At 39.9% G+C, this 24,595-nt stretch carries 23 protein-coding genes and 2 riboswitches; of the genes, 15 read left to right on the top strand and 8 right to left on the bottom strand.

Going from position 1 to position 24,595, the window contains the following annotated elements:
• The first annotated feature begins 40 nt into the window (after positions 1-40).
• Genes QH639_RS09605 through QH639_RS09595 form a run of 3 tightly spaced genes read left to right on the top strand, consistent with a single transcriptional unit; the run spans position 41 to position 3,502 of the window.
• Positions 41-1,438, top strand: coding sequence for an aminotransferase-like domain-containing protein (locus QH639_RS09605; protein WP_004231269.1), 1,398 nt, complete (start codon positions 41-43; stop codon positions 1,436-1,438).
• A gap of 48 nt (positions 1,439-1,486) precedes the next feature.
• Entirely contained in the window at positions 1,487-2,725 is a 1,239-nt protein-coding gene (locus QH639_RS09600; protein WP_115673363.1) for a DNA polymerase IV, read from the top strand.
• Between the two features lie 24 nt (positions 2,726-2,749).
• Entirely contained in the window at positions 2,750-3,502 is a 753-nt protein-coding gene (locus QH639_RS09595) for an alpha/beta fold hydrolase (RefSeq protein ID WP_112118346.1), read from the top strand.
• A 47-nt stretch (positions 3,503-3,549) separates the two neighbouring features.
• Here the strand turns inward: QH639_RS09595 and QH639_RS09590 are convergent, their stop codons facing one another.
• The 3 genes from QH639_RS09590 to QH639_RS09580 are packed head-to-tail and all read right to left on the bottom strand — an operon-like array spanning position 3,550 to position 6,059.
• Positions 3,550-4,404, bottom strand: coding sequence for an SDR family oxidoreductase (locus QH639_RS09590; RefSeq protein ID WP_281116000.1), 855 nt, complete (start codon positions 4,402-4,404; stop codon positions 3,550-3,552).
• Positions 4,401-5,429, bottom strand: a complete 1,029-nt coding sequence (locus QH639_RS09585; protein WP_131521546.1) for a polysaccharide biosynthesis protein — start codon at positions 5,427-5,429, stop codon at positions 4,401-4,403. Before QH639_RS09585 ends, QH639_RS09590 begins: the two co-directional genes overlap by 4 nt.
• Before the next feature lie 30 nt (positions 5,430-5,459).
• Complete coding sequence (locus QH639_RS09580) at positions 5,460-6,059, bottom strand: glycosyltransferase family 2 protein (RefSeq protein WP_016993848.1); 600 nt, start codon at positions 6,057-6,059, stop codon at positions 5,460-5,462.
• A gap of 256 nt (positions 6,060-6,315) precedes the next feature.
• On the opposite strand from QH639_RS09580, the gene QH639_RS09575 reads away from it, so the two are divergent.
• Positions 6,316-7,404 (top strand): glycosyltransferase family 4 protein, encoded by a 1,089-nt coding sequence (locus QH639_RS09575; protein WP_281115999.1) that lies wholly within the window; start codon positions 6,316-6,318, stop codon positions 7,402-7,404.
• Between the two features lie 117 nt (positions 7,405-7,521).
• The gene (locus QH639_RS09570; RefSeq protein ID WP_048392339.1) at positions 7,522-7,962 is read left to right on the top strand and encodes a GNAT family N-acetyltransferase; all 441 of its coding nucleotides are present in this window, start codon (positions 7,522-7,524) and stop codon (positions 7,960-7,962) included.
• Positions 7,963-8,059: 97 nt separating this feature from the next.
• On the opposite strand, the gene QH639_RS09565 is transcribed toward QH639_RS09570, so the two are convergent.
• The 5 genes from QH639_RS09565 to QH639_RS09545 form a co-directional block, all read right to left on the bottom strand.
• A complete protein-coding gene (locus tag QH639_RS09565) occupies positions 8,060-11,557 on the bottom strand; it encodes a S8 family serine peptidase (protein WP_281115998.1) in 3,498 nt (1,165 codons plus the stop codon).
• 147 nt (positions 11,558-11,704) lie between these two features.
• Positions 11,705-12,541 (bottom strand): energy-coupling factor ABC transporter ATP-binding protein, encoded by an 837-nt coding sequence (locus tag QH639_RS09560; protein ID WP_237898200.1) that lies wholly within the window; start codon positions 12,539-12,541, stop codon positions 11,705-11,707.
• On the bottom strand, positions 12,538-13,311 hold the full coding sequence (gene cbiQ, locus QH639_RS09555) for a cobalt ECF transporter T component CbiQ (RefSeq protein ID WP_281115997.1): 774 nt from the start codon (positions 13,309-13,311) through the stop codon (positions 12,538-12,540). The genes QH639_RS09560 and cbiQ overlap by 4 nt, the downstream gene beginning before the upstream one ends.
• A 5-nt stretch (positions 13,312-13,316) precedes the next feature.
• On the bottom strand, positions 13,317-13,589 hold the full coding sequence (locus QH639_RS09550; RefSeq protein ID WP_009370241.1) for an energy-coupling factor ABC transporter substrate-binding protein: 273 nt from the start codon (positions 13,587-13,589) through the stop codon (positions 13,317-13,319).
• A 3-nt stretch (positions 13,590-13,592) separates the two neighbouring features.
• Entirely contained in the window at positions 13,593-14,339 is a 747-nt protein-coding gene (locus tag QH639_RS09545) for an energy-coupling factor ABC transporter permease (RefSeq protein WP_115673360.1), read from the bottom strand.
• A 149-nt stretch (positions 14,340-14,488) separates the two neighbouring features.
• Positions 14,489-14,673, bottom strand: a riboswitch (cobalamin riboswitch).
• A 250-nt stretch (positions 14,674-14,923) separates the two neighbouring features.
• A riboswitch (cobalamin riboswitch) is annotated at positions 14,924-15,105 on the top strand.
• 146 nt (positions 15,106-15,251) lie between these two features.
• On the opposite strand from QH639_RS09545, the gene QH639_RS09540 reads away from it, so the two are divergent.
• From QH639_RS09540 to QH639_RS09495, 10 genes are read left to right on the top strand one after another with little or no spacing between them, the layout of a single operon-like run.
• Positions 15,252-15,623, top strand: coding sequence for a (2Fe-2S) ferredoxin domain-containing protein (locus QH639_RS09540; RefSeq protein WP_004231296.1), 372 nt, complete (start codon positions 15,252-15,254; stop codon positions 15,621-15,623).
• Positions 15,624-15,627: 4 nt separating this feature from the next.
• Positions 15,628-17,295, top strand: a complete 1,668-nt coding sequence (cobJ, locus tag QH639_RS09535) for a precorrin-3B C(17)-methyltransferase (protein ID WP_281115996.1) — start codon at positions 15,628-15,630, stop codon at positions 17,293-17,295.
• Between the two features lie 14 nt (positions 17,296-17,309).
• The gene (locus QH639_RS09530) at positions 17,310-18,248 is read left to right on the top strand and encodes a sirohydrochlorin chelatase (RefSeq protein WP_281115995.1); all 939 of its coding nucleotides are present in this window, start codon (positions 17,310-17,312) and stop codon (positions 18,246-18,248) included.
• Positions 18,245-19,006 (top strand): precorrin-6A reductase, encoded by a 762-nt coding sequence (gene cobK, locus QH639_RS09525; protein WP_281115994.1) that lies wholly within the window; start codon positions 18,245-18,247, stop codon positions 19,004-19,006. Before QH639_RS09530 ends, cobK begins: the two co-directional genes overlap by 4 nt.
• A 12-nt stretch (positions 19,007-19,018) precedes the next feature.
• On the top strand, positions 19,019-19,678 hold the full coding sequence (locus QH639_RS09520) for a precorrin-8X methylmutase (RefSeq protein ID WP_004231303.1): 660 nt from the start codon (positions 19,019-19,021) through the stop codon (positions 19,676-19,678).
• Positions 19,678-20,811, top strand: a complete 1,134-nt coding sequence (locus QH639_RS09515) for a cobalt-precorrin-5B (C(1))-methyltransferase (protein ID WP_004231305.1) — start codon at positions 19,678-19,680, stop codon at positions 20,809-20,811. Before QH639_RS09520 ends, QH639_RS09515 begins: the two co-directional genes overlap by 1 nt.
• A complete protein-coding gene (gene cbiE / locus QH639_RS09510; protein WP_131521540.1) occupies positions 20,768-21,988 on the top strand; it encodes a precorrin-6y C5,15-methyltransferase (decarboxylating) subunit CbiE in 1,221 nt (406 codons plus the stop codon). The genes QH639_RS09515 and cbiE overlap by 44 nt, the downstream gene beginning before the upstream one ends.
• Positions 21,981-22,688, top strand: coding sequence for a precorrin-2 C(20)-methyltransferase (cobI, locus tag QH639_RS09505; protein ID WP_004231310.1), 708 nt, complete (start codon positions 21,981-21,983; stop codon positions 22,686-22,688). The genes cbiE and cobI overlap by 8 nt, the downstream gene beginning before the upstream one ends.
• Entirely contained in the window at positions 22,688-23,473 is a 786-nt protein-coding gene (gene cobM / locus QH639_RS09500; protein ID WP_131521539.1) for a precorrin-4 C(11)-methyltransferase, read from the top strand. The genes cobI and cobM overlap by 1 nt, the downstream gene beginning before the upstream one ends.
• Entirely contained in the window at positions 23,466-24,587 is a 1,122-nt protein-coding gene (locus QH639_RS09495) for a cobalt-precorrin 5A hydrolase (protein ID WP_281115993.1), read from the top strand. Before cobM ends, QH639_RS09495 begins: the two co-directional genes overlap by 8 nt.
• The last annotated feature ends 8 nt before the right edge of the window (positions 24,588-24,595 follow it).

Below are 24,595 nucleotides of genomic sequence, written 5' to 3'. Positions count from 1 at the left end.
AACTATTGTATGCAAATTAAGAGAAAGAAGGGCCTAGTGAATGCCTATTAATTCATTTGACGAGTATCCAATGAGTTGGAAGCCGGATATTAGCAATATTTCTGCTCCGTTATATATAGCCATCGCACATCAGCTAGAACAAGATATTAAGGATGGAAAGCTAGTACCAGGCACAAAATTGCCACCCCAGCGTGAATTAGCTGATTTTTTAGATGTGAATTTGAGTACGATTACAAGAGCCTTTAAGCTTTGTGGCCAAAAAGGATTAATTTATGCCTCGATTGGCAGCGGTACATTCGTTTCAACAGATGCGGCTAGCAATAAAATGTTACTGCCAACCAACCATGCCACACCTATCATTGAAATGGGCTCTGTTTTACCAGATAATTTTGTGAATGATGATATTACACGCTTTATGAAGAAAATGATAAACGAACCTAGTTTTAGCATGCTATTTCAATATGGACGACCTGAGGGCAATGCATGGCAAAACGAAGCCGTGATGAAGCTACTCGAACTAGTAAATTTTCAAACAGATCAGCCTATTCTTCTAGGAGCAGGCGGACAAAATGCCATTGTGGGAACCCTTGCAGCTTTATTTCAGCCAGGCGACCGCATTGGTACAGATCCAATTACCTATGCAGGCATTAAAACAGCTGCAAATATGCTTGGTATCCAGCTTGTGGCTATCCAACAATGTCAGGGTGAAATGACAAAAGAAGGATTACTATATGCGTGTAAAAATGAACATATCAAAGGAATCTATGTGATCCCTGATTTTCATAACCCAACGACTCATACGATGTCAGTAGAAACAAGAAAAATGATTGCAGACGTGGCAAGACAGAAGGATTTGCTTGTAATCGAGGATGCTATCTATAGCTTTCTCAAGGAGCAACCGCTTGCTCCGATTGCTTCTTATGCACCCGATAAGGTTATTTACATTGCTAGCCTATCTAAAACACTATCACCTGGTTTACGATTATCCTTCCTTGTGACACCGCCTGCGCTACGTAAAAAAATAATGGAAACGCTCTATAATATCAACATTTCTGTTTCTCCTATCATGCTGGAGCTTGCAGCACGATTAATCCATGAAGGTGTTGCCCAAACGATATTAGAAAAACACCGAGCATATGCCAAGCAGCAAAATGCGCTTGTCGATCAGTATTTAGGGGATTATCACATATTAGGGGATGAGGAATGTATTTTTAGGTGGCTCCAATTGCCTGACAAATTTACGGGTGTTCAATTTGAATTGTTAGCTTCGAAAGCTGGTGTACAAGTCTATGCAGCGGAACGCTTTGCCGTAGGGAATACAAAGCCTGTCAATGCCGTTCGTTTAGCCATTGCAGCACCAGAATCTCAACTTGAGCAAGCGTTAATTATTTTAAAGGACCTCCTCGAAAGTAATGGTGATTATGCATTTGTTGATTAGAGGTTATGGGGCGTATAATAAGGCTAAGAAAGAAACGAGGTGATGAACATGGCACATAAAGGGCGTGTTATTTTGCATGTGGATATGAACAGTTTCTATGCTTCTGTGGAGCAAGCACATGACCCAAGTTTAAAGGGGAAGCCTATCGCAATTGCAGGGAACCCAAAGGAACGGCGTGGCATTTTAGTAACTTGTTCATATGAAGCAAGAGCGCTAGGCATTTATACAACTATGACTGTTCATGAAGCGAAGCGTAAATGTCCTGAGCTATTGTTATTACCTCCAGATTTTCAAAAGTATCGTCATGCATCTAAAGAAATGTTCACCATTCTTCGAAGCTATACACCATTAGTAGAGCCTGTTTCGATTGATGAGGGCTACTTGGATGTGACTGAGCTAAGCAAGGAACGGCATGCCTTAAGTATTGCCCAGGAAATACAAGTGCGCATTTTAGCTGAGCTGGATTTACCTTGTTCCATCGGTATTGCACCGAATAAATTTTTAGCGAAAACAGCCTCTGATATGAAGAAACCAATGGGGATTACCGTACTACGAATACGGGATATTGAACAGCAATTATGGCATCGTGAGGTTGTCAACATGCATGGGATTGGAGCAAGTACTGCTAAAAAATTAAATGCACAAGGCATCTTTACAATAGGTGATCTAGCTAAGACAGAAGAATTTAAAATGAAGCAAATTTTAGGGAAGAATGGGGTACGGCTTCGAGCAAGGGCCAATGGGGTGGATCAGCGCATGGTCGATCCTGAGGCAATTTTTGATACGAAAAGCGTTGGGAATTCAACAACTTTACCAGAAGATGTAACAGATGTTCGTACACTTCATAAAACAATCGAAGGTCTATGTAAAAAAGTGGTGGAGCGTCTTGATGCCAAGCGCTTAGCAGGTTCAACTGTGAGCATTCAAATTCGGGATGCTGATTGGCATAATCATACACGTTCGAAAACAATGTCCAATGTCCTGTATCGTTATGAAGAAATTTACGACATTGCTTGTACTTTATTTGATAAGCATTGGGATGAATCTCCTGTAAGATTACTTGGTGTAACGGTTTCCAATGTGGTGGATCGTAAAGATTATTCACAGCAATTATCGATATTTGATTTTCAGGAGCATGCGAAAGATGAACCGATTCTCAAGCTTGTCGATGAAATTGAGGGACGGTTTGGCAAGGGGATTATAAAACGTGGTGTAGATTTAGGGAAACGTTCCTCCTATCAATCACAAACAAGCTTTAGTAAAGATTTTTTAGATGACCATGAATGAGAAAGAATGAAAGTAGGTGTATCTATGCAATACAAGGAGTATGGGGATGCTAACAATCCTTTTATGATGTTTATTCACGGAGGGGGGGTTGGAGGGTGGATGTGGGATCAGCAAGTTCACCATTTTTCCCATTATCACTGTGTTATACCTGAGTTAATGACACACAATCCATTTTCCATTGAACAAAGTGCGAAAGAGCTTCTTCTGCTTATTGAGAAAAAAGCCAATGGGAAGCCTGTTATAGTAATTGGTTTCTCTTTAGGAGCGCAAATCGCTATTCAAATGCTAAGTCTACAGCCTAGTTTAATCGATTTTACGATCATCAATAGTGCGCTCGTGATACCCTCTCCTACTGTAGAAAGGATGCTTCAACCGTTTATTCGGCTGTCATTTCCACTTATAAAAAATAAAACATTTGCGAAACTTCAAGCAAAAGCCCTGTACATTCAAGAAGATTATTTTGAGCGTTACTATCAAGAGAGTGCCACGATGAAAGTAGATACATTGATTCAAATTTTGCGAGAAAATATGTCGTTTTCCATCCCAGCTGACTTTAACAAAGCTCAAGGAAAGATCCTAATAACTGTGGGAGAAAAAGAGAAAAGCAACATGAGAAAATCCGCTAAAGCACTTGTGCGAAGTCATCCAAATAGCAAGGGTGTGTTATTGAAGAACATCGGTCACGGCGTCTCATTAGCCCAGCCTGCATTTTTTAATCGCTTTGTAGAGAATTGGATTAAGGATGGTCAATTACCTGAAGGGACAGTTATTCGGTAGGGGAACCCCATTACGAATCGTCATCCATAATGGAGTTGATGTATGGATCATTGAAAATAGTGAGGATATAAGTGTTTATGCTGCAATATCCATTCCTTCATCTCTATCAACATTTCTTCGTAGCTAGGGACAAGAAATGAAAAGTCATTTCTTGTATTTATTAATGTTTTATTGATTTGAACAACGTGATGAGGAAGAATTTTTATACTGTTGTTCAGGAAGTGCTTATTAAATAGATGCAGTAGATCGTGTTTAGAAATATTTGTCGTATTGACGAGATGATAAAGTCTTGTTAAATCTTGTTGTGCAGCACGTTCAATGGCTTTAGCCAAAGTAAGTGTTGTCACTCCCGTCCAAATAGCACCCGAATAGCCATAGACGGGACTTTTTTGTTGCATAAACCAATTGAAGAGTCCGATGCCATCCTTTTTCAAATCAGGACCAATTATGGAATTACGAAATGTTATGTGCTTGTCGTTATTCACTTCCCCTATACCTTTGGTGCGGTCATAAAAGGTTTCCCCGTCTAGTACACTATTTTCATAGTAGGGAGCACTTTTGCCTGAAAATACGCAGTCGGTACTTAGATGAATAAGCTTTGTGTGACGATTTTCAAGGAGAGATACAATGGCATGTGGTAAATAGCTATTCAGTAAAACACTTTGGGCAGGATGAGCCTCACAAGCATTGTTTAAAACACCAATACAATTAATGACGACATCTACCTCATTGTCTAGTAGTAGCGACCTTAAAAAATGGGCGTCTGTCACATCCCCTGTTCTATTATTGCCATAGGGAAAAGGGGTTCGAGAGTATGTTGTTACATCATGCCCTTGTTCACATAAATAGATGGCAATAGTATGACCAGCCATGCCTGTAGCACCGAGCACTAAAAATTTCATGGTTTTCCTCCTGTCCAATGAAGGAGCTCTTCTTGTATAAGAGGCAATGTTAATAGCTTTACTTTAATGTCAGCCACACTTAATTGTTGGGTATTGTTCGAGTTATATTCATCCGTTAATGTAATTTTTGGAGAGCCCTCATCGAGGTATTTTCCATAATTTAAATCCCGATTATCCGCGGGGATTCGATAGAAATGGCCCATATCAATAGCTTTTGCCGCTTCTTCCTTCGTACATAATACTTCATACATTTTTTCTCCGTGCCGTGTTCCGATAATTTGTATGGCGTTGTTTGCTTGAAAGATCTCAAGTAAAGCCTGTGCTAAATTTGCTATTGTGGCAGCAGGTGATTTTTGCACCATAATATCCCCGTTTTGAGCATGTGAGAATGCGTACAATACCAATTCTACCGCTTCCTCAAGGCTCATCATAAAACGTGTCATATGAGGGTCCGTAATCGTTAAAGGTTTCCCAGCCTTTATTTGTTCAATGAATAATGGGATAACCGAGCCTCGTGAAGCCATGACATTACCGTATCGAGTGCCACAAATTAGGGTATGGCGAGGGTCAACCATTCGTGACTTCGCAATAAACGTTTTTTCCATCATTGCCTTGGATATACCCATCGCATTGACAGGGTACGCGGCCTTATCTGTTGACAGGCAAATGATTTTCTTGACGCCAGCTTGAATGGCGGCTGTTAGTACGTGATCTGTTCCTAAAATATTGGTTTTCACAGCTTCTAAGGGAAAAAATTCGCAGGAGGGAACTTGCTTGAGAGCGGCGGCGTGAAATACATAGTCAACATTATACATCGCATTGTGAATGCTTTGAATATCGCGGACATCCCCGATATAAAATTTAATTTTTGTATGCTGATAGTGTTTTCGCATATCATCTTGCTTTTTTTCATCCCTTGAAAAAATCCGAATTTCCTTGATATCCGTATTTAAGAATCGCTTTAATACGGCGTTCCCGAAAGAGCCCGTGCCTCCAGTAATCAATAATATTTTATCTGTAAACATTGTATAGTTCGTTACACCTCCTGCATGCTCTTATTTCAATCCTCTTTGATGTAGGTCACATTCTGAGTTCTCCCTAGGGTAGTTGTACCAATAAGCAAATTCGTTAGTATATTTACTTGTCGGATTTTTATCCATCAGGGCGCAATTAAAATCCCAATCTCCTGCAATATCTTTCCGTATCGTAAATTTCGCATCTCCAATTAAACTTCTCCTGATAATCTTAAATTGCCCGGGCAAGGAATAGCGGTTGGATTCATCTTTAATAAAAGCAAAGCCATTTTTAATAATCATGTTGTAATAGTAAATATCAAATGTGCCATCCACTTGTGCTAGTACATTGCGAATAGCAGGTAAATAGTGGTCATCACTATCGATGATGGCTATATAATCTCCTGTCGCTTCTGCAATACATCGATTGTAGGCAACACTTGCACCTAAATTCGTAGGATGAACGATGATTTTTAAAGCTGCACAGTTTTTCTGATAATCCTGTAAAATGGCTAGCGTATTGTCTGTAGAGCCATCATCTACCACAATAATTTCATAGGCATATTCTTTAGGAATACTATCAAGCATCGTTACGATCCATTCTTCGCTATTAAATGCAGGTGATAAAAAACTAATCTTCATCTGATCCCTCCATTCTATGTTCATTAGTAGAGTTGTTCCATGTGACTGAGTAGATCCTTTAATACAATATGCGTAGACGTAGTGCTACTGTAGGCAATTGCTTATTTTAGGATGTTTTTAAGAGAGTGTTTTTAGATAGAATTTTTATGGTTACTAGAGATATGGCATAAGAAAGACGAAAATTTACTAACATAAGCACATTTAGCAAGAGAGGTCATAAACTAGCGAGAGCGCTTTTTTTAGAAAGAGGGATAAAATGACAAAAAGGATAGCATTTATTTGTAGCGTAGAATCTTACAAACTTTCGGATGCCCATATTTTCAAAGATTTGTGTCTAGTACCTATTTTGTTGGGGGAACATTTAGGCTATGAGGTCACAATTGTCACGACAGAAATGAATGAAGCTCTACTTCAACAAGTCTTTCCCACTGTAAAATTTGAGTCTGTACCATTTGAAGATGATTATGTGGTGAATATGAATGCTTATTTAGCCCAGCATGCAAGGGACATCGACATTGCCTTTGCTATTGGACCCTATCCATCCTATTTAGCTATTTTGAAAACCTATAAGCATTTTAATCCAAATGGCAAAATTTATATGAAATTAGATGTTAATCGATTTTGGCTAAATCGATTAAAAACCTATCCCTATTTTTTAGAGTTGTTGCAGCTTTGTGATCTCCTTACCTCTGAATGCATATCTATTCAAACAGCCATCAAAGACTTTTCACAATCGGATGTTAAACATATACCCAATGGTTTTTATGAACATTTTCCCACTGAGCCAGTGCCGTTTCATGAGAAAGAAAATAGAATTCTAACAGTTGGGCGATTGGATGCACCAGAGAAGCAAACAATTTTGACAGTCAAGGCATTTTTAGCAGCACAACTGCCAGATTGGGAGCTTCGTTTAGTAGGGCCGATGTCAGTCTCATTTCAAGAAGAGCTGAGACTATTACTAGATAGTCATCCGCTTGCCGCTCAAGTAACGATGGTAGGACCTATTGTTGATAAGGTCCAGCTAGAAGAGGAGTATCGTAAGGCTAAAATTTTTTGCTTAACGTCTTTAGTCGAATGCTATGCCCATGTCTTTGCGGAGGCAGCTAAAAATGGTTGCTATATCGTGACAACAGATGTGGATGGTGCTACTGATATTACACAACAACAGCGTTTTGGTACAATCCATCCTACACATGATTGGGAGGCGATAGGTCGGACATTGCAACAAGTTGCAGCACAGGAAACATTGTTGGCAGATACTTGTGTCCAGCTTCAAGCATTTGCCCGCAAGGAATTAAATTGGAGGCAGATCGTCAAGAAGGTTGCCAATTATTTAGGTGAATAAAAGTGAATCTTTTCTGGATTGAGAGGAGATTCTTTTCTTTATACCAGTATTTCCTATATAATAAAAACTAGTTTTATAAAGCTAGACAATCATGGGTAGACACAAGGGGAGACTAGAATGGAAATACTACAAGCAACAATGGATGAACTAGAGGACTTAGCAAAACTGTTTGATGAATATCGTCAATTTTATGGAATTGAGTCAGATATAAGCAGTGCCAAGGCATTTTTACAATTACGATTGGCCTTGAAAGAATCCGTCATTTTTATCGCGCTGATGGATGACAAGATAATTGGATTTACACAATTATATCCAACATTTTCGTCCATTGCTTTACAGCGAGCCTATATTTTAAATGATATTTATGTAACAGAAGATGCTAGAGGCCTAGGGGTGGGCAAGGCATTGATGGAAAAGGTATTTCATTATTGCGAGCAACAGTATGCTCGCTATGTCACGTTACAAACGGCGGCTGATAATGTAAATGCACGTAAGCTTTATGAAAAGCTACAAATGAAGCAAGATGAATATTGTAATTATGTTAAATATTTTATGTAAGCTGAAGTGGTGAAGCACATCGTTGGATGAAAATGCTTCTTTCAGATCATAAATATCCCCTAGATCGTTTTGATCTAGGGGATATTTTTAATTCTAACTATTTTATTTCAAGTGTATAGGGTTGTGTGCTAGCTTTGCCATCAAACTCACTTACTTCAATATAATATTTACCCGCATCTAGCTCCACCGTACCAACCTCGGCATCACCAACACCGTAAAGATCGAATGTTTTGACGGTTTTTCCGTTTGCATCTAACACTCGAATAACACCATCCAATGCTTTTTCGGTTTGGAGTGAGAAGAAGACTTCGCGTTTCTGGTCGTTATTCCATTCAAAATAGTCTTTATCACCAAATGGTATACCTGCATTTAAATATTGCGTTGCAACCCATTTCTCATCCTTTTTCACAAGAACAGATGGCTTGCTAGGTACTCCATTTACTAATTTTGAATCCGCATCTTCATCCACATGCTTATGATCAAACAATGTTAATGTATAAGGCTGAATCGATACTTGGCCAAGCCCCATGCTGTTGACTAGAATAAAATAGCCTCGATCCTTCTTTGCCTTAAACGATGTATTTACATCGTTTGTACCCATCATTCCAAGTAACATTTCAAGAATATTATCACCTAGTCCGAATGGAATTTCTGTTTCCATTTCTTTGGCATCAATCTTCATATTGCCGTTCGTATCTTCGATGATAGCTCCTGCAAATTTTAAGTCTTTTTGTAGTTCTTTAGGTAGCTGAGCTAATTGTTCATTTGTAAAGGGAACCGAAGAAAGAAGCAGACTCATGACCTCATCATTGCCTTGTTGCTTATAGTAGTAATAATCTACATCATCTTGATAAATCAGGTGGTCTTTATAAGTTGTACCTGGTTGAATTTTTAGCGCTTTTGCTTCCTCATGATTGTTTGGATTGTACTCTGCTGGAATATCGCCTATTTTCTTTGTTTTCAATGTATAAGGCTCAGCAGATCGTTCTCCAGCATTGACAACGGCTACCACGTATGTTTTGTCCTTTTTCAATGGGATGACCTTTGCATCGTCTTCGTTACCAGCTGAACCAAGTAGTAGTGCCAGTATACCAAGGTCATTAGTTAAGGAAGAAACGGGAATTAATTCTTTTGTTTCTTCATCATATTCAAACACTGTACCTGTCGGCATTTGGTTCATGCCTTTCAAAAAGCTGAAGCTATAAAGGGCGTCTTCCTTCGCTTTAAATAAGAAATAATCCTCATCATAATATGTTTGGAAATAAGCTTTTTGATCGTCACCTATTTCAAACCGGATTGCCTGCTTAATGATAGGGTCAACATTTTCTAGGTTGCCTGAAGCCGTAGGATTCAATAACATACTCATCAGGCTGTCAATTTCATTACGTTTTTTTATGTTGTTTTCTATAAGCGGTAATTGGCTCTCTGGAACATTTTCTTCGATCATGGCTTCATCTATAGGGAGACCATCCTCATCAGGTGGGAGGGAAACTACTTCGCCTTTTAATGTGTAAGGGATCATCGATTCACTGATCGTTTCTTCTTTTTCGATGCCGCCACTAAAGAACATCTCCATAGAAAACTCGCTATTACTTTCATTAGATACACTTAAAACGTACTCTTGATCTGGAACAGCATCGATAATCATACGAACCGGTTCACCTTTTGCTGTACCATAAGCGGTCTGCATTGGATAGGCTTCTTCTTCACCTTCATCATTTTCAGCTTGATCGATTTCTTCTGGTGGCACAGGATTAAAGTCATCTTTTAGATAAAGCTCCATAGAGGCAGTGACACCTGGAATTCCCGATAGATCAAATTGTAACGTCGTCGGTTTTTTGACAGAGAACGTGAAGTAATCTTGATCTTGTTGTTGATCTTTTGACAGTAATGTATAGTTTTTACCTGCTGTACTATATGGGAACTTTTTAATAGGCTCCATCGTAGACTTGTCTATTGTATCAATTGGCAAGTCCTTCGTCGTTTGTGCTGTAAAAATGTAAGTAGATTTGCCTTTTAAACTATAGCTTCCATTATGATCTTTGACACCAATGACAAGCGTTCCCTTTTGATCTGCTTTAAATAGATAACCTTCTTTTTTTCCTACGCGAACATCATTGACATGGATAGGCTCTACATCTCCAATCCCGCTATTTGGGTAGAAATATAAATCAAAGGCATAGTCGTATTTGTCAGCGCCTTTTAATGTTAATTGAGCATATTCATTTTCTTCTAAATCGACTTTATACCATTTCTTTTCGTCTTGCTGTTCAAAAGCACCCTGTTCTGTATTTAGCTTATTTTTAGCAAGGATCTTGGCGTTCTTAATACGATCTTCCTTTGTCTCTGAATAATGCTTAGGCAATTTATTTAAATCAAATTGTAATGCTTTTACAGGATCAACTAATCCGTGACCATAAGTAAGATCATAGCCTTTCTCGCCCAAATCTTGTGCGGTCATTTCTAAAATCGCTTCTATTTGATGCGGTTTTAAAGATGAGTCTTTGGATTTAAGAAGAGAGGCGATACCTGCCACGACAGGAGAGGCCATGGATGTTCCACTAAATTTGACAAAAGATGATCCTTTCTTCGCATCATGAACGGTACTATAAATGTCTTCACCTGGTGCAACAATATCCACAGACGGGCCGTAATTGGAGTAGCTTGATAGTTTGTTGCGTTCGTTTGTTGAACCAACACTAATGACACCTTCGTAAGAAGCGGGGAAGGAATATTCATCTGTCGATTCATTGCCTGCGGCCGCCACAATTGTAATCCCACTATCAATCGCCTTCTGAACGGCTTCCTTCATCAGGGGAGATTCACCATAGCCTCCTAGACTCATATTAATGACGTCAACGCCATGCTCAATTGCATAAAGAATACCCTGTGCAATGATGAAATCATTAGCACCTTCTTTGCCATTAAATACATCAATTGGCAGTAAATTTGCATTCGGATTAATCCCATGCCCACCTACGCCATTATCTTTTGCTGCGGCGATAATACCTGCCACATGTGTTCCGTGATCGCCTGAATAGGTAGTATTAGCAGGTGCTGCTGCATTATAGGGTGGGAGTACTTGTGACTTTAGATCGGGGTGTTTAAAATCTACACCAGAATCAATGACAGCAACTGTGACATCATGGTTGCCTGCTAATTCTAGTGCCTTATCCATTTGCAGTAAGTTTAAATGATACATCTCTTGTTTTTTAGGATCAGCTTCTTTATTAAAAGAATGATAGATGTAACTAGGAGATACACTTGATATTCCGTTTTGCTTTAAATAGTAAGAGACGGCTTTTTCAATCGATACGCCTTTATTTAGTTGTACAACATCATACCCTAATGAAGGAATGGAGCGGATGACCTTGGAGCCAATTTTTTTATGTACGTTTTTATCAAGACCTGAATGCTTGATAACAATTGTATCCTTACTCATCCATTTTTCTTCATTCTTCTCTGTTTGTTTCGCACTGTTTGCCAGCATGTTTTTCGCTTTATGCTGAGGTGCCTCAGCAAAGGCAGAAGCAGTAGGAACCATGAGTGCAGCAGATGCTACAACAGCGACTGATTTTTTATACCAACTTTTCAATTGTTATCTCTCCTTGGTGTTATAAATTAAATCTCGACTATATTAATACGGACAAAGATTAGAAAAGTTTCGTAATGTAGGAAAATTTTTCTTTGCTATTTTAATTTTTGGTAGGTTTAACGAAAAAACCTAGCATTGTTAAAAGCTTTAGATCATTTCTATTAATTGTTGTAGCTCCTGCTTGGAACGAGGGATGTTGATATTTTCCTGCAATAGCTTCTTTTTTTGCAAAGCTATGACCATTTCAAAAATCCATGGACGTTCAAGATGCGCGCGATGTAACAATTCGTCTTCATAAAACAAGGTGATTGGATCACCGTTATAAATAATTTTTCCAGCCTCCATAACAATGATTAGATCTGCCCATTCATAGGCGAGAGGTATGTCATGGGTTGCTAGTAAAATGGTTCTCTCACCATCATCTAATTTGGCTAAGTATTGTAATACTTGTGTAGCATAATAATTATCAAGACCTGCTGTTGGTTCATCTAACAAAAGGACAGAGGGCTCCATCGCTAAAACACCTGCCATTGCTACACGTTTTTTCTGACCTACGCTTAAAAAATGAATGGGTTTATCAAGCAAATCTTCCACTTCGGTTTGCGCAACGGCCCATGCTATTTTTTCTTCCGTTTTTTCAGTAGACCAGCCGAGATTCAATGGGCCAAATGCTATATCTTGCTTGACGGTCCCTGAAAAAAGCTGATGATCTGCATTCTGAAAAACAATGCCGACTTTTTGGCGTAGGGCCTTTAAAGCTTTTCGACTATATTCCAGACCGTTGCCTTCGAATATAATCGTCCCAGCTGTAGGTTTTAAAATACCGTTAAGATGCTGAAATAAAGTCGATTTTCCTGCGCCATTATGCCCGAGTATGGCGATTTTTTTACCTTTTGGAATGTCTAATGTAATATCTGACAACGCCTTCGTACCATCCGCATAGGCATAAGATAATTGGTTGAGTTCAAAATAAAATGCTGTCATGTAAAATACCCTCCATATACGATGAGGACTAGTAAAATAGCTGCCATGCCTAGCCAATTTTTCTTGCTATAAGAGCCCATCTCTTGCCAGTAGACGGCCTCGCCTCCACGTGATTGTATGGCGTTGTTGAGCTCCCGGCTACGCTGAAACATTTCCACAAATAATGCCACAATAAGCATGGAGACAGAGCGTAGCCATTGCATCGGTGAATGATAGCCGAGACGTGCTTGCTGGGCGAGATGTATATTTTGCATGCTTTCTAAAAACATAAAAATAAAACGATAGGTTAGTTCGACGAGCTCCACTAATAAAGAGGGGAGTCGCCATTGTCGTAGCACATAACATATTCCTTGTACGGAAGTGGTTAGAATTAAAAAGTATAAACAACTAATGCTGCCAAGGACAATAAAGAACAGCTGTTGCGCTGCTAACACACTTGCATTCCCAATAAAGACAGTCCAATTCCTAAATGTAAACGACCAAATATGGGCAGGGAGTGTATTCGTTGATGATGTAAAGGAAAGTAAAATAGATACGAGACTTGTTAATAAGAAAAAGCTAGGTAGCAATAATAATTTGCCGTAGTATGCAAGCGGAATTTTTGCACCTAAAATGATAAAAGCACTCATTACAAAAAATGTAATGAGTGAAAGTCGTTCATCTCTCATGATGAGCGTTATGAGAAGTAGTCCAAGTGAAAATATCATTTTTTCTAGCGGATGAACGGACGCTAGCTTATTCAGATAGGCATACTTATCAATGAGTAACATAATGGTTAACCTTCTTTGTGTTTGCCACGCATATAGCCGATGAAGTAGCCAATAAAGCCAGCTCCTATAGCTGCCTGTAGCACGAATAATAAGCTTTCGATTTCACCACTTGGTGGCTCCCATAGACTTTCAAACCATGGTTCATATTCCGCATTGATTTCACCGATAGCTGCTTCTGCTTCTCCATCAGCACCACCAAATTCAGCACCTTTTTGTATGAATAAGGGAATGATGGCTAACAACACAACAATTGCTAATAACAATAAATTTTTTTTCATTTGTTAATGTGCCTCCTTTGTTGAGAAAACACGTAACGTTTTTAATTCGCTAACATTGTATTTTTTCAAGAAATTCATCACAATGACCGTTAAAATTCCTTCACTCACTGCTAAAGGAATTTGCGTTAAGGCAAAAATACCTGCAAACTTTGTAAAGGATGCCATAAAGCCTCCAACCTCTGAAGGAAAGGCTAGTGCTAGTTGTACAGAAGTCACAATGTATGTACCTAAATCACCAAGCATAGCTGCAAAGAATATGGCTAGTGAAAATGACAACCCTACTTTTTGAGCCCCTTTAAAGACAAAGTAAGCAATAAAAGGACCAACAATAGCCATAGAAAAGGCATTAGCCCCTAAAGTTGTAATTCCTCCATGAGCTAATAATAAAGATTGAAATAATAAAACGATTGTTCCAATTACACTCATTGCTAGAGGGCCAAAGAGTACTGTCCCAAGTCCTACACCAGTTGGGTGAGAGCAACTACCTGTAACTGAAGGGATTTTTAGGGCGGATAGCACAAAGGCAAAGGCTCCTGAAAGCCCCAAAAGCATTTTTGTTTCAGGATTTTCATCAATGGTTTTTCGAATAGAACGCAATCCTAGAATGATAAATGGGATAGAGATCACCCACCAAAAAATAGCCCATTCGATTGGTAAAAAACCTTCCATGATATGCATGGCAAAGGCACGTTTTGGCACGATTAAAAAGGCCAGTAAAAAATAACTAAGTTTCCACCATGATAATGTCAAAAAGCTTTCCTCCTAACTAATTAATAGATTTTTAGAATATTGCGTGCGTAATTAAAAAAAGCACTTCTCCTTAGGTGGAAAAGTGCATAGCTAAAAAAGCAAATAACAGTCTCATCTGCTAAGCCGCACACCTATCCTCGTAGGTTGAAACGATCACTTATTTTTCGGCAGGTCTCCTGGCTCTAGTTCAATGCTTTATAGGTCTTCCCATCCGTTGGACAGTGACATATTCTATAAAGCTCCCTATTACAGTGGCGGGACCGCGCCGGACTCAAACCGGCTTCCCTTTTAAGCAAAATGACAAGCACTTTGCACCGAAAAACATTCAAATTGTGAGATTTCACGACAAAGTGTAACATGAATTTCCATAAATATGCTATACCTTTTATAAAATTTTTTAAATTAAAGGTCAACGGTGAATATTCTGATAAAATTTTGTGTGCAAATTATATGATTGTATAAATTTCATACCTAGTTCCATTCAAAATTGATAAATTTGTCATAAATTTTTAAAGAAATATTGAAATTTTAAAATAATAAGATATGATAAAGACAGTTTTCTATTTAAAATTCTACTAAAAATTTCATATAAAACGTCAATAAGTGCTCGAATAGCTCGAGATAATAGGGAAATTGGTGAAAATCCAATACAGCCCCCGCTACTGTAATAGCTGATGAAATCGCAAAGCCACTGGTACAAACTTGGGAAGGTGCGACAGTAAAATGAAGCTTAAGTCAGGAAACCTGCTTATTTGATTGTGCATGCAAACTTTTCGGAGGGAGAAGTTGAAGCGAAAGCGGGTACCTGTATTTCATTCTATTCGTTTTTATTTGGCTTCTACAAAACCTTTACTCTTCGTTATAGAGTAAAGGTTTTTCTTTTTCCAAAAAGCAAATGAGGGGAGACAGAAGATGACAACTTGGAATTTAGAGGGGATGAAAACACATCTCTTTATTTGCAATGGCAGTAGCTGCATGAAAAAGGATGGGGAGGAAATTACCTTAGCCATTCGAGATGAGATACAGCGGCAAGCACTCGATCAGGAAATACATACGACAAGAACGCGCTGTAATGGACGCTGCAAGGATGCTTGTGTGGTAATCGCTTATCCTCAAGGAAACTGGTATCGTGTGCCATCAACAGAGCATGCTAGAACACTAGTACAAGATTTACATCATGAATCCTTATACAACGAACATGTCTTTACACTTCGTGAAGGTACATTACAGCGTACTGCTCAAACAACTGCCATTAAAGGGATCGAAAAGGTGAAAGAGGGGTAACAACATGGCGCAAAAAGGAAAAATTTTCGTAGTAGGCTTTGGACCTGGAGATTTTAAGCATATTACGACACGTGCAGTAGAGGCTTTACAACAAAGTGATATGATTATAGGCTATAAAACCTATGTAGAGCTGATTCAAGATTTAGTAAGTACAAAATCGATTGTTAGTACAGGCATGACAGAAGAAGTGTCGCGTGCACAGGAAGCCGTTCGTCAAGCCGAAGCAGGGAGCATCGTCTCAGTAATTTCGAGTGGTGATGCAGGCGTCTATGGCATGGCAGGATTAGTCTATGAGGTGTTAATTGAGCTAGGCTGGACAGAAGCTACAGGAATTGAAGTAGAAATTGTTCCTGGGATTTCTGCGATTAATTCATGCGCTAGCATACTTGGTGCACCTATTATGCATGATGCTTGTACAATCAGTTTGAGTGACCATCTAACACCTTGGAATTTAATTGCAAAGCGTGTCGAGGCAGCTGCAATGGCGGACTTTGTCATTGCTTTATACAATCCTAAAAGTGGACGTCGAACAAGACAAATTGTCGAGGCTCAACGAATACTCTTAGAATATCGTTCGCCAGACACACCAGTTGGGCTTGTGAAAAGTGCCTATCGAGAACGTCAAGAAGTGACCATGACAACACTAGCAGAAATGCTAGAACATGATATTGGTATGCTGACAACTGTCATTATCGGGAATTCGTCAACATTTTTTTATGACAATAAGATGATTACGCCCCGCGGTTACCAACGTAAATATACCCTGGGTGAAGAGAAACAGCCATTACGTCCACATCAACGTTTACGCGAAGAAAATGAACCTTGGGCAATGAACCAAGAGACAGGAACAGCGCGAAATGACTTTACGGCTGATCCTAATGCAGGGCGCTTTAATAAACCCAGTATAGCCGCTACGCCAAAGCCGAAAAAAACAGCTCTTGAAATGGCTACAGCGGCACTTGCAATGGTAAAAGGGACAAGCGCAGTCAAAATAACACCGAAGCTTGTACAGCAAAAAATAGAATCTATTTTTGAATTAGCAGTAAGTCCTGGTGTAGCCAATAAGTTTTTTACTCCCCAGCAAATGATGACGTTAGCGGAGGTCGTTGGGGATGAGGGGACGATGGAATACACACCAGATCATCAAATTCATTTGAAAATACCAACGACTGCCCCTGAACAGATCACAGAGAAATTACAGAAAGTAGGGTTTTTATTAGCCCCGATTGGTGATGTGTTATCACTGAAGGCTTGTGATTTTTGCTACGGTGAAAAGGCTGATTCAATACCATATGCAGAGGAAATACAAGAAAAACTAGGCGGTATGTCCTTACCGAAGACATTAAATATTGGCTTTAATGGCTGTGGGATGGCCTGTTATCGGGCTGTATTTGATGATATTGGCATCGTCTACCGCAAAAGTAAATTCGATGTCTTTATTGGAGCAAAACCAGTCGGTCGTACAGCACACGCAGCACAGCCTGTTGTAGAAGGGCTGGAGCCTGAGCAACTGATTCCACTCATTACAGATATTATTGAAGAATATAAAGCAAATGCTCATCCAAATGAACGCTTATTTAAATATTTTAAACGTGTGAAAAAAATACTGCATTTTACGTATCAAGATATGTCTTCCAAAATAAAAGTAGAGCCAGCTCCGTGCGGCGACTAGTAAGGAGTAGAGAGATGAAAGCTATTTTATTTGTCGGCCATGGGAGCCGTTTAGCAGCAGGAAATGATGAGGTTCGTACATTTATCGAACAAATGACACCTCGTATTGATGAACAATTTTTAGTGGAAACTTGTTTCCTTGAATTTGCTTCACCTAACATCGAAGAAGGTATTACAAACTGTGTGAAAAAGGGAGCTACAGAGGTACATGTAATTCCAATCATTTTACTGCATGCAGGCCATTCAAAGCTGCATATTCCAGCGGAAATCGAGCATGCGCGTGAGCATTATCCAGCGATTACCTTCACATATGGTCAAACAATTGGTATCCATGATGAAATCTTTGCCATTTTACAAGATCGCCTAGCTGAAATTGGCTTTAATTCAGAACAAGAGCAGGAAGACACAGCGATTTTATTGATTGCACGAGGTGGCAGTGATCCATCTGCTAATGGTGATTTTTATAAAATCACGCGACTTTTATGGGAAAAACTACCTGTAAAATACGTAGAAAGTGCTTTTATGGGTGTCACAGATCCACGCGTTGAAGAAGGAATTGAACGTTGTGTCAAACTAGGTGCAAAAAAAATCATCATGTTACCATACTTTTTATTCACAGGCATTTTGATGGAACGCATGCATGGCATGTGTGAGAAGTTTAATGAACTTTATCCAGATTGTGATATTCAAATTGCTAACTATTTTGGCTACCATGAACGGTTACAAAATGTTTTATTAGAGCGTATTGAACAGGCAATCAACGGTACATCAACAGGTATGCAGGATCTAGAAGATTATCGCGCCTATGCGGCAGTACATGGACATGCACATCATCATCACCATCATGATCACGATCACGATCATGGACATGCGCATCATCATCACGACCATCACGATCATGACCATCACCATCATGACCATGACCATCATCATGAAGAGGAGCCGGTAAAATGATTTTCATGTTAGCAGGGACAAGTGATGCAAGGGATTTAGCCCTTGCATTACAAAGCGCAGGTTATGCGGTAACCGCTACGGTCGTCACTGAATCGGCAGCCTCTAGTCTTGCTGACGTTGGCCTGCCACATTTAATTGGTAGACTGACAGCTGAGGAAATGGCGACCATCATGACAGAGCAGGGCTATCAATTGGTGGTAGATGCTTCTCATCCATTTGCGGAGGAAGCCTCTAAAAATGCGATGGCAGCGGCAGAGCAGGCAAAGATTCCTTATATTCGCTATGAAAGAGCTCATGAACATTATGCCCATCCTTTGATTACTGTTGTAAAGGATTATGAGGAGGCAGCTCAGCTAGCTTCAGAAAAACGCGGTGTCATTATGCTAACGACAGGTAGTAAAACACTCGCTACATTTACAAGGGTTTTACAGGGCTTAGAAAATACAAGAGTAATCGCTCGTATGCTTCCACGACTGGATAATATGGAAAAATGCGAGGCACTTGGCGTGGCGCAGCGAGATATTGTGGCTATTCAAGGTCCGTTTTCAAAGGAATTAAATGAAGCTCTATTTCGTCAATACGGAGTGACGTTGATGATTACCAAAGAAAGCGGTAAAGTGGGCTCAGTTGATGAGAAGCTAGAGGCAGCTCTCGCATGCCAGATTGAAACGATTCTTATTGCACGACCAAATATACAGTACGGCCAACAATATTCAACATTTGAAGAAGTATTACAGGCTGTTGAACATACAATTTAGGAGGCATTTTCCATGGATTTTAAAACAGATTTTAAACCATTAACGGTAGACCCAGATAAAATTTACGATTACAGTTTCTCTATTATTGCAGAGGAAATGGGCGAGCATGACTTCTCAGAAGATGAATGGAAAGTTGTACGTCGCATTATCCATGCATCAGCTGATTTCGAGCTAGGTCGTAGTGTCATCATTACACCAGGTGCTATTGAAGCGGGTATCAAGTCTATTCTTGCAGGACGTCATGTCATTGCAGATGTGCAAATGATTGAAAGTGGCTCTGGTAAAAAGCGTTTCCAAAAACATGGCGGTGATTTGCATTGCTATATTGCGGATGAAGATGTATCAATAGAAGCGAAAAAACAAAATACAACACGTGCCATTATTTCGATGCAAAAGGCATCCAAATTACATGAAGGTGGTATTTATGCCATTGGTAATGCACCAACTGCATTGCTGGAATTGATTCGATTAATTAAAGAAGGGCTAGCAAAACCAGATTTAATTATCGGTATGCCTGTTGGTTTTGTGTCAGCAGCTGAGTCAAAAGAAGAGCTGCTTAAACTAGAAGGGATTCCGTACATTACAAATGTTGGTCGTAAAGGCGGTAGTACAGTGACGGTTGCTGCTTTAAATGCCATCTCACTTTTAGCGGACGAACAGGCGAAAAAATAATGGAGCGGAAGCCAAAAAAGGACCCCAAGGACATGCGTCACGGTTATACGACGGGAGCCTGTGCAACTGCTGTATCAAAGGCTGCACTGCTTGCCCTTATTACCAAGGAGGAGCAAGAGACAAGTACGATTCATTTACCTATTGGTCGAGATGCAACCTTTACAATTGAAAAATGCATATTTGAAGAAAATGCTGTCAGCTGTGAAACGATTAAAGATGCTGGTGATGATCCTGATGCGACCCATCAGGCACTCATCGTTGGCACAGTGAGCTGGGCAGATACACCTGGGATTCATTTAGATGGAGGTATTGGCGTCGGGCGTGTCACAAAGCCTGGCCTGCCAGTGCCTGTCGGAGAGGCAGCCATTAATCCTGTACCCCGTAAAATGATTTATAGCACGGTCCAAGGTGTGTTGGACGAATTTCACATTACTCGAGGCGTGAATGTGGTGATTTCTGTACCTAAGGGAGAGGAGATTGCTAAAAAAACGTTAAATGGACGACTCGGTATACTTGGGGGCATCTCAATCTTAGGCACAAGGGGAACCGTCGTGCCTTTTTCGAGTTCTGCTTATATGGCCAGTATTGTCCAAGCTATTAGTGTAGCGAAAGAGGCTGGCTGTGAGCATTTAGTGGTGACAACAGGTGGACGAAGTGAGAAGTTTGCGATGAAACAATACCCACATCTAGCAGAAGAAGCGTTTATTGAAATGGGTGACTTTGTAGGTTTTACATTAAAGCATTGTAAGCGTCTAGGCATCAAACAAGTTTCACTCGTTGGGATGATGGGGAAATTTTCTAAAGTCGCACAAGGAGTCATGATGGTGCATTCCAAAAGTGCACCAATCGATTTTAATTTTTTAGCACAACTGGCAGAGGATATAGGGGCAGATAGAGAAACGATAGCACAAGTTCTAGAGGCAAATACAGCTTCACAAGTAGGTGAGATGATGATGGAGAAGGGCTATGATGCGTTCTTCCATCGTTTATGTGAGGCTTGCTGCTATTCCTCTATCCATCATATTAAGGGCGGTTTAACGCTTTCCACATCGATCTATTCGATGCAGGGACAATTATTAGGAAGGGCTGATGACATTGCATCGATCGATGAAGTTGATTGGGATCGGGGATAACGGATTAGCAAGCTTATTACCGCAATACCTTCAGTGGATTGAAGACTGTGAGGTACTTGTTGGTGGTGAGCGAGTACTTGATTTTTTCTCAGACTTTAGGGGTGAAAAAATCTTGATAAAAGGAGGTCTTTCAACACTTGTTGAAAGATTGTCTGAAGAAACAAGAAATACCGTGATTCTTGCATCTGGAGATCCATTATTTTATGGCATCGGAGGCTATTTAGCAAAAAAGCTACAAATAGAGGTTTATCCCTATATGAGCTCTGTCCAGCTGGCCTTTGCGAAAATGGGAGAGAGCTGGCAGGATGCTTACGTAACGAGTATTCATGGACGACCAATGAAGGGCTTGGCACAGCGAATTGATGGCAAAAAGAAAGTAGCACTTTTAACAGATGCAGAGAATAGTCCGAATGCTCTTGCTCGATATTTAAAGCATTTTGGTATGACGGAATATCGTGCCTTTGTAGCCGAAAATTTACAGGGCGACAACGAAAAAAGTGGCTGGTACTCGCTCGATGAAATGGAAGTTACTCATTTTTCTCCTTTAAATGTCGTGGTTTTAAAACAAACAATAGCACCGAAACGCTACACACTTGGGATTGATGATGAGGAATTTTCACAACGAAAGCCAGATAAAGGACTTATTACGAAGAAAGAAATTCGAGTTCTAAGTTTGCAAGCCATGCAGCTTCAACGGGATAGCATTATTTGGGATATTGGCACATGTACGGGATCCATGGCTATTGAGGCAGGTAAGCTTGCTCCTGAGGGACAAGTTTTTGCCGTAGAAAAAAATGCTCCTGATTTAGAAAACTGTCTTCAAAACCAACAAAAGTTTCGAGTCGATATAACTGCTATCCATAGTAAAGCACCAGAGGGTTTAGACAACTTTCCAGACCCTGATGCCATTTTCATAGGGGGCACTGGTGGTGAAATGGTTGAGTTACTGCAATTATGCTGTCAGCGTTTAAAGCAAAATGGGCGCATTGTCTTAAATGCGGCGACTATTGAAAATTTATATAAAGCTGTTGAGGCATTTAAAGCTTGTGGTTTTGCAGTTGACATTTTACAGGCTCAGCTGGCACGCAGTAAACCAATTTTAGATATGACACGCTTTGTGCCATTAAATCCAATATACATTATTTCCGCTTATCGAAAGGAAGAAAATCATGAGTAATCTAGGAATTTTATATGGCTTGGGCGTTGGTCCTGGCGATCCAGAATTAATTACAGTAAAGGCATTTCGAGTGATTCAGGAATCACCTGTTATTGCTTACCCAAAAAAGTTAAAAGGCAGTAAAAGCTATGCCCATCGTATTGTAGATGTGTATATTAATCCAGAAGAAAAAGATATGCTTGGTCTTGTATTCCCAATGACGAAAGATGAGGCTGTTTTAGAACGTGAATGGACAAAGTCAGTAGAACTTGTCTACGAAAAATTACAAGCAGGCAAAGATGTAGCCTTTGTTACAGAGGGCGATCCATTATTGTATAGTACGTTTATTCATATGATGAAGCTAATGCAGGACAAGCATCCAGATGTTGAAATTCGCACGGTACCAGGGATTTCTTCATTTAACGGCTCTGCATCGCGCTTAGGCATTGCGTTAGCGGATGGTGATGATCGTGTTGCGATTATTCCAGCGTATGACAATTACGAAGCTATGCGTGAAGCGATTGAAACCCATGATGCTGTTGTTTTTATTAAAGTGGCGAAAGTGATTGATTTAATGCTTGAAGTGCTACGCGATTTAGATTTATTAGATAAAGCATCCGTGGTGACAAAGGTAACATCTGATGAAGAAATCATTTGGGATGTGCGTGAGTTGGATGGTGTCGATTTAGAATATTTAACATTAATGGTGGTGCGTAAATAATGAAAAAAATCTATATTGTCGGCGCTGGTCCTGGTGATCCAGATTTAATTACAGTCAAAGGTTTACATATGTTACAAACAGCGGACGTTGTCATGTATACAGATTCTTTAGTGAGTGAGGACCTTATTGCGAAAGCTAGACCAGATGCTGAGGTCATTCGTACAGCTGGTATGCATTTGGAGGAAATGGTTGCTGTGATGGTGGACCGAGTCAATGCTGGGAAAACAGTGGCACGTATGCATACAGGAGACCCAGCGATGTATGGTGCCATTATGGAGCAAGTTGCACTATTAAAAAAGGAAGGCATTGGGTATGAAGTCATTCCAGGAGTTAGCTCTGTATTTGCATCGGCCGCTGCAATCGGAGCTGAGCTAACAATTCCTGATCTAACCCAAACCCTTATTCTAACACGTGCAGAGGGGCGCACACCTGTACCAGAATTTGAAAAGCTACGTGATTTAGCGAGCCATCATTGTACAATTGCCTTATTCCTTAGTGCAACGCTGACGAAGAAAATTGTCAAAGAGCTACAAAATGCTGGTTGGGCTGATGACACGCCTGTAGCAGTTATTCAACGTGCTTCATGGCCCGATCAAAAAATCGTACGAACAACTTTAATCGAATTAGATGAAGCGATGCGTGTGAATGGTATTCGTAAGCATGCGATGATTTTAGCGGGCTGGGCATTAGATCCGAACATTCATGATAAGGATCAATATCGTTCGAAGTTATATGATGCAAGCTTTACACATGGCTTTAGAAAAGGTGTGAAGACGAGTGATTGAGTTACAAGAGGGTGTGTTACCAGAGGTTGACCAACGTAATCCTTATGCCGTTGTAGCTATTACGAAGCATGGTGTCCAAATAGGACGTCGTCTGCAGCAAACCTTTGCAGCAAGTGATTTATATTATATGAGTAAATTTGAACAAGGCGATGAAGGAGAAAAGCATATTCAACTATTTACAGGAACAGTGCGTCTGCTATTGCCAACACTTTTTAAGCAATATAAAGGGTTAATTTTAATTATTTCACTAGGGGCAGTTATACGAATGATTGCACCGATTTTAAAGGATAAAAAGACAGACCCTGGCGTTGTGGTGATTGATGATCGAGGGGAAAATGTTATTAGCGTATTATCAGGGCATTTAGGTGGGGCTAATGAGCTAACACACGAGGTGGCAGCTGCACTTGGTGCAAATCCGATTATTACAACGGCTTCTGATGTACAAAAGACGATTCCAGTTGATTTATTTGGAGCCCGCTTTGGCTGGGTATGGGATAGTGCGGATAAATTGACACCAGTTAGTGCATCTGTTGTAAATGAGGAACATGTAGCCATTGTACAGGAAACAGGCGAATGTGATTGGTGGATGCGTGATACACCGATGCCAGAGCAAATTAAAATCTATCCATCCACACAGGCAGCCATCCAAGCTACTCCCCATGCCACATTATTAATAACAGATCGAATCATTGAACCTGAAGAAGAGGTTCTTCTAGAAAACGGTGTTATTTATCGCCCAAAATCCATTGTGCTAGGAATGGGCTGTAACCGTGGTACATCTTTAGAGGAAATTGAACAAGTAATCGATGAAACCTTGGTAGAGTTAAAGCTTTCGAAAAAAAGTGTGAAAGCCTTATGCACGATTGATTTGAAGAAAGATGAGCAATGTTTCTTAGAGATTACGAAGAAATATGATTGGGAGTTCGTTACGTATACACCGGATGAATTAAATGAAATCGAATTTCCATCACCCTCTGAAACAGTCTTTAAATATACAGGTGCATACGGCGTGAGTGAACCAGCAGCAATGCGCTATGCACAGGTTCCATCACTTCTATTAGGGAAGAAAAAATCGGGTAATGCTACGATTTCAGTTGCTAGATATCTATTTTAAGGAGGAAG

The sequence above is a fragment of the Lysinibacillus sp. 1 U-2021 genome, assembly GCF_029916965.1.
Taxonomy (GTDB): Bacteria; Bacillota; Bacilli; order Bacillales_A; family Planococcaceae; genus Lysinibacillus; species Lysinibacillus capsici.
Note: the sequence above shows the minus strand (reverse complement) of the source record. Positions and strands in the feature narration are given on the sequence as shown.

Bases quoted from the DNA above. Each gene is read 5' to 3' on its own strand.
- QH639_RS09605 (WP_004231269.1), top strand. From the start codon at position 41: ATGCCTATTAATTCATTTGACGAGTATCCAATGAGTTGGAAGCCGGAT.
- cobI (WP_004231310.1), top strand. From the start codon at position 21,981: ATGAGTAATCTAGGAATTTTATATGGCTTGGGCGTTGGTCCTGGCGAT.
- QH639_RS09595 (WP_112118346.1), top strand. From the start codon at position 2,750: ATGCAATACAAGGAGTATGGGGATGCTAACAATCCTTTTATGATGTTT.
- QH639_RS09515 (WP_004231305.1), top strand. From the start codon at position 19,678: ATGGAGCGGAAGCCAAAAAAGGACCCCAAGGACATGCGTCACGGTTAT.
- QH639_RS09550 (WP_009370241.1), bottom strand. From the start codon at position 13,589: ATGAAAAAAAATTTATTGTTATTAGCAATTGTTGTGTTGTTAGCCATC.
- cobM (WP_131521539.1), top strand. From the start codon at position 22,688: ATGAAAAAAATCTATATTGTCGGCGCTGGTCCTGGTGATCCAGATTTA.
- QH639_RS09560 (WP_237898200.1), bottom strand. From the start codon at position 12,541: ATGACAGCATTTTATTTTGAACTCAACCAATTATCTTATGCCTATGCG.
- QH639_RS09540 (WP_004231296.1), top strand. From the start codon at position 15,252: ATGACAACTTGGAATTTAGAGGGGATGAAAACACATCTCTTTATTTGC.
- QH639_RS09585 (WP_131521546.1), bottom strand. From the start codon at position 5,429: ATGTTTACAGATAAAATATTATTGATTACTGGAGGCACGGGCTCTTTC.
- QH639_RS09570 (WP_048392339.1), top strand. From the start codon at position 7,522: ATGGAAATACTACAAGCAACAATGGATGAACTAGAGGACTTAGCAAAA.
- QH639_RS09590 (WP_281116000.1), bottom strand. From the start codon at position 4,404: ATGAAATTTTTAGTGCTCGGTGCTACAGGCATGGCTGGTCATACTATT.
- QH639_RS09600 (WP_115673363.1), top strand. From the start codon at position 1,487: ATGGCACATAAAGGGCGTGTTATTTTGCATGTGGATATGAACAGTTTC.
- cbiE (WP_131521540.1), top strand. From the start codon at position 20,768: ATGACATTGCATCGATCGATGAAGTTGATTGGGATCGGGGATAACGGA.
- QH639_RS09580 (WP_016993848.1), bottom strand. From the start codon at position 6,059: ATGAAGATTAGTTTTTTATCACCTGCATTTAATAGCGAAGAATGGATC.
- cobK (WP_281115994.1), top strand. From the start codon at position 18,245: ATGATTTTCATGTTAGCAGGGACAAGTGATGCAAGGGATTTAGCCCTT.
- QH639_RS09520 (WP_004231303.1), top strand. From the start codon at position 19,019: ATGGATTTTAAAACAGATTTTAAACCATTAACGGTAGACCCAGATAAA.
- cobJ (WP_281115996.1), top strand. From the start codon at position 15,628: ATGGCGCAAAAAGGAAAAATTTTCGTAGTAGGCTTTGGACCTGGAGAT.
- cbiQ (WP_281115997.1), bottom strand. From the start codon at position 13,311: ATGTTACTCATTGATAAGTATGCCTATCTGAATAAGCTAGCGTCCGTT.
- QH639_RS09575 (WP_281115999.1), top strand. From the start codon at position 6,316: ATGACAAAAAGGATAGCATTTATTTGTAGCGTAGAATCTTACAAACTT.
- QH639_RS09530 (WP_281115995.1), top strand. From the start codon at position 17,310: ATGAAAGCTATTTTATTTGTCGGCCATGGGAGCCGTTTAGCAGCAGGA.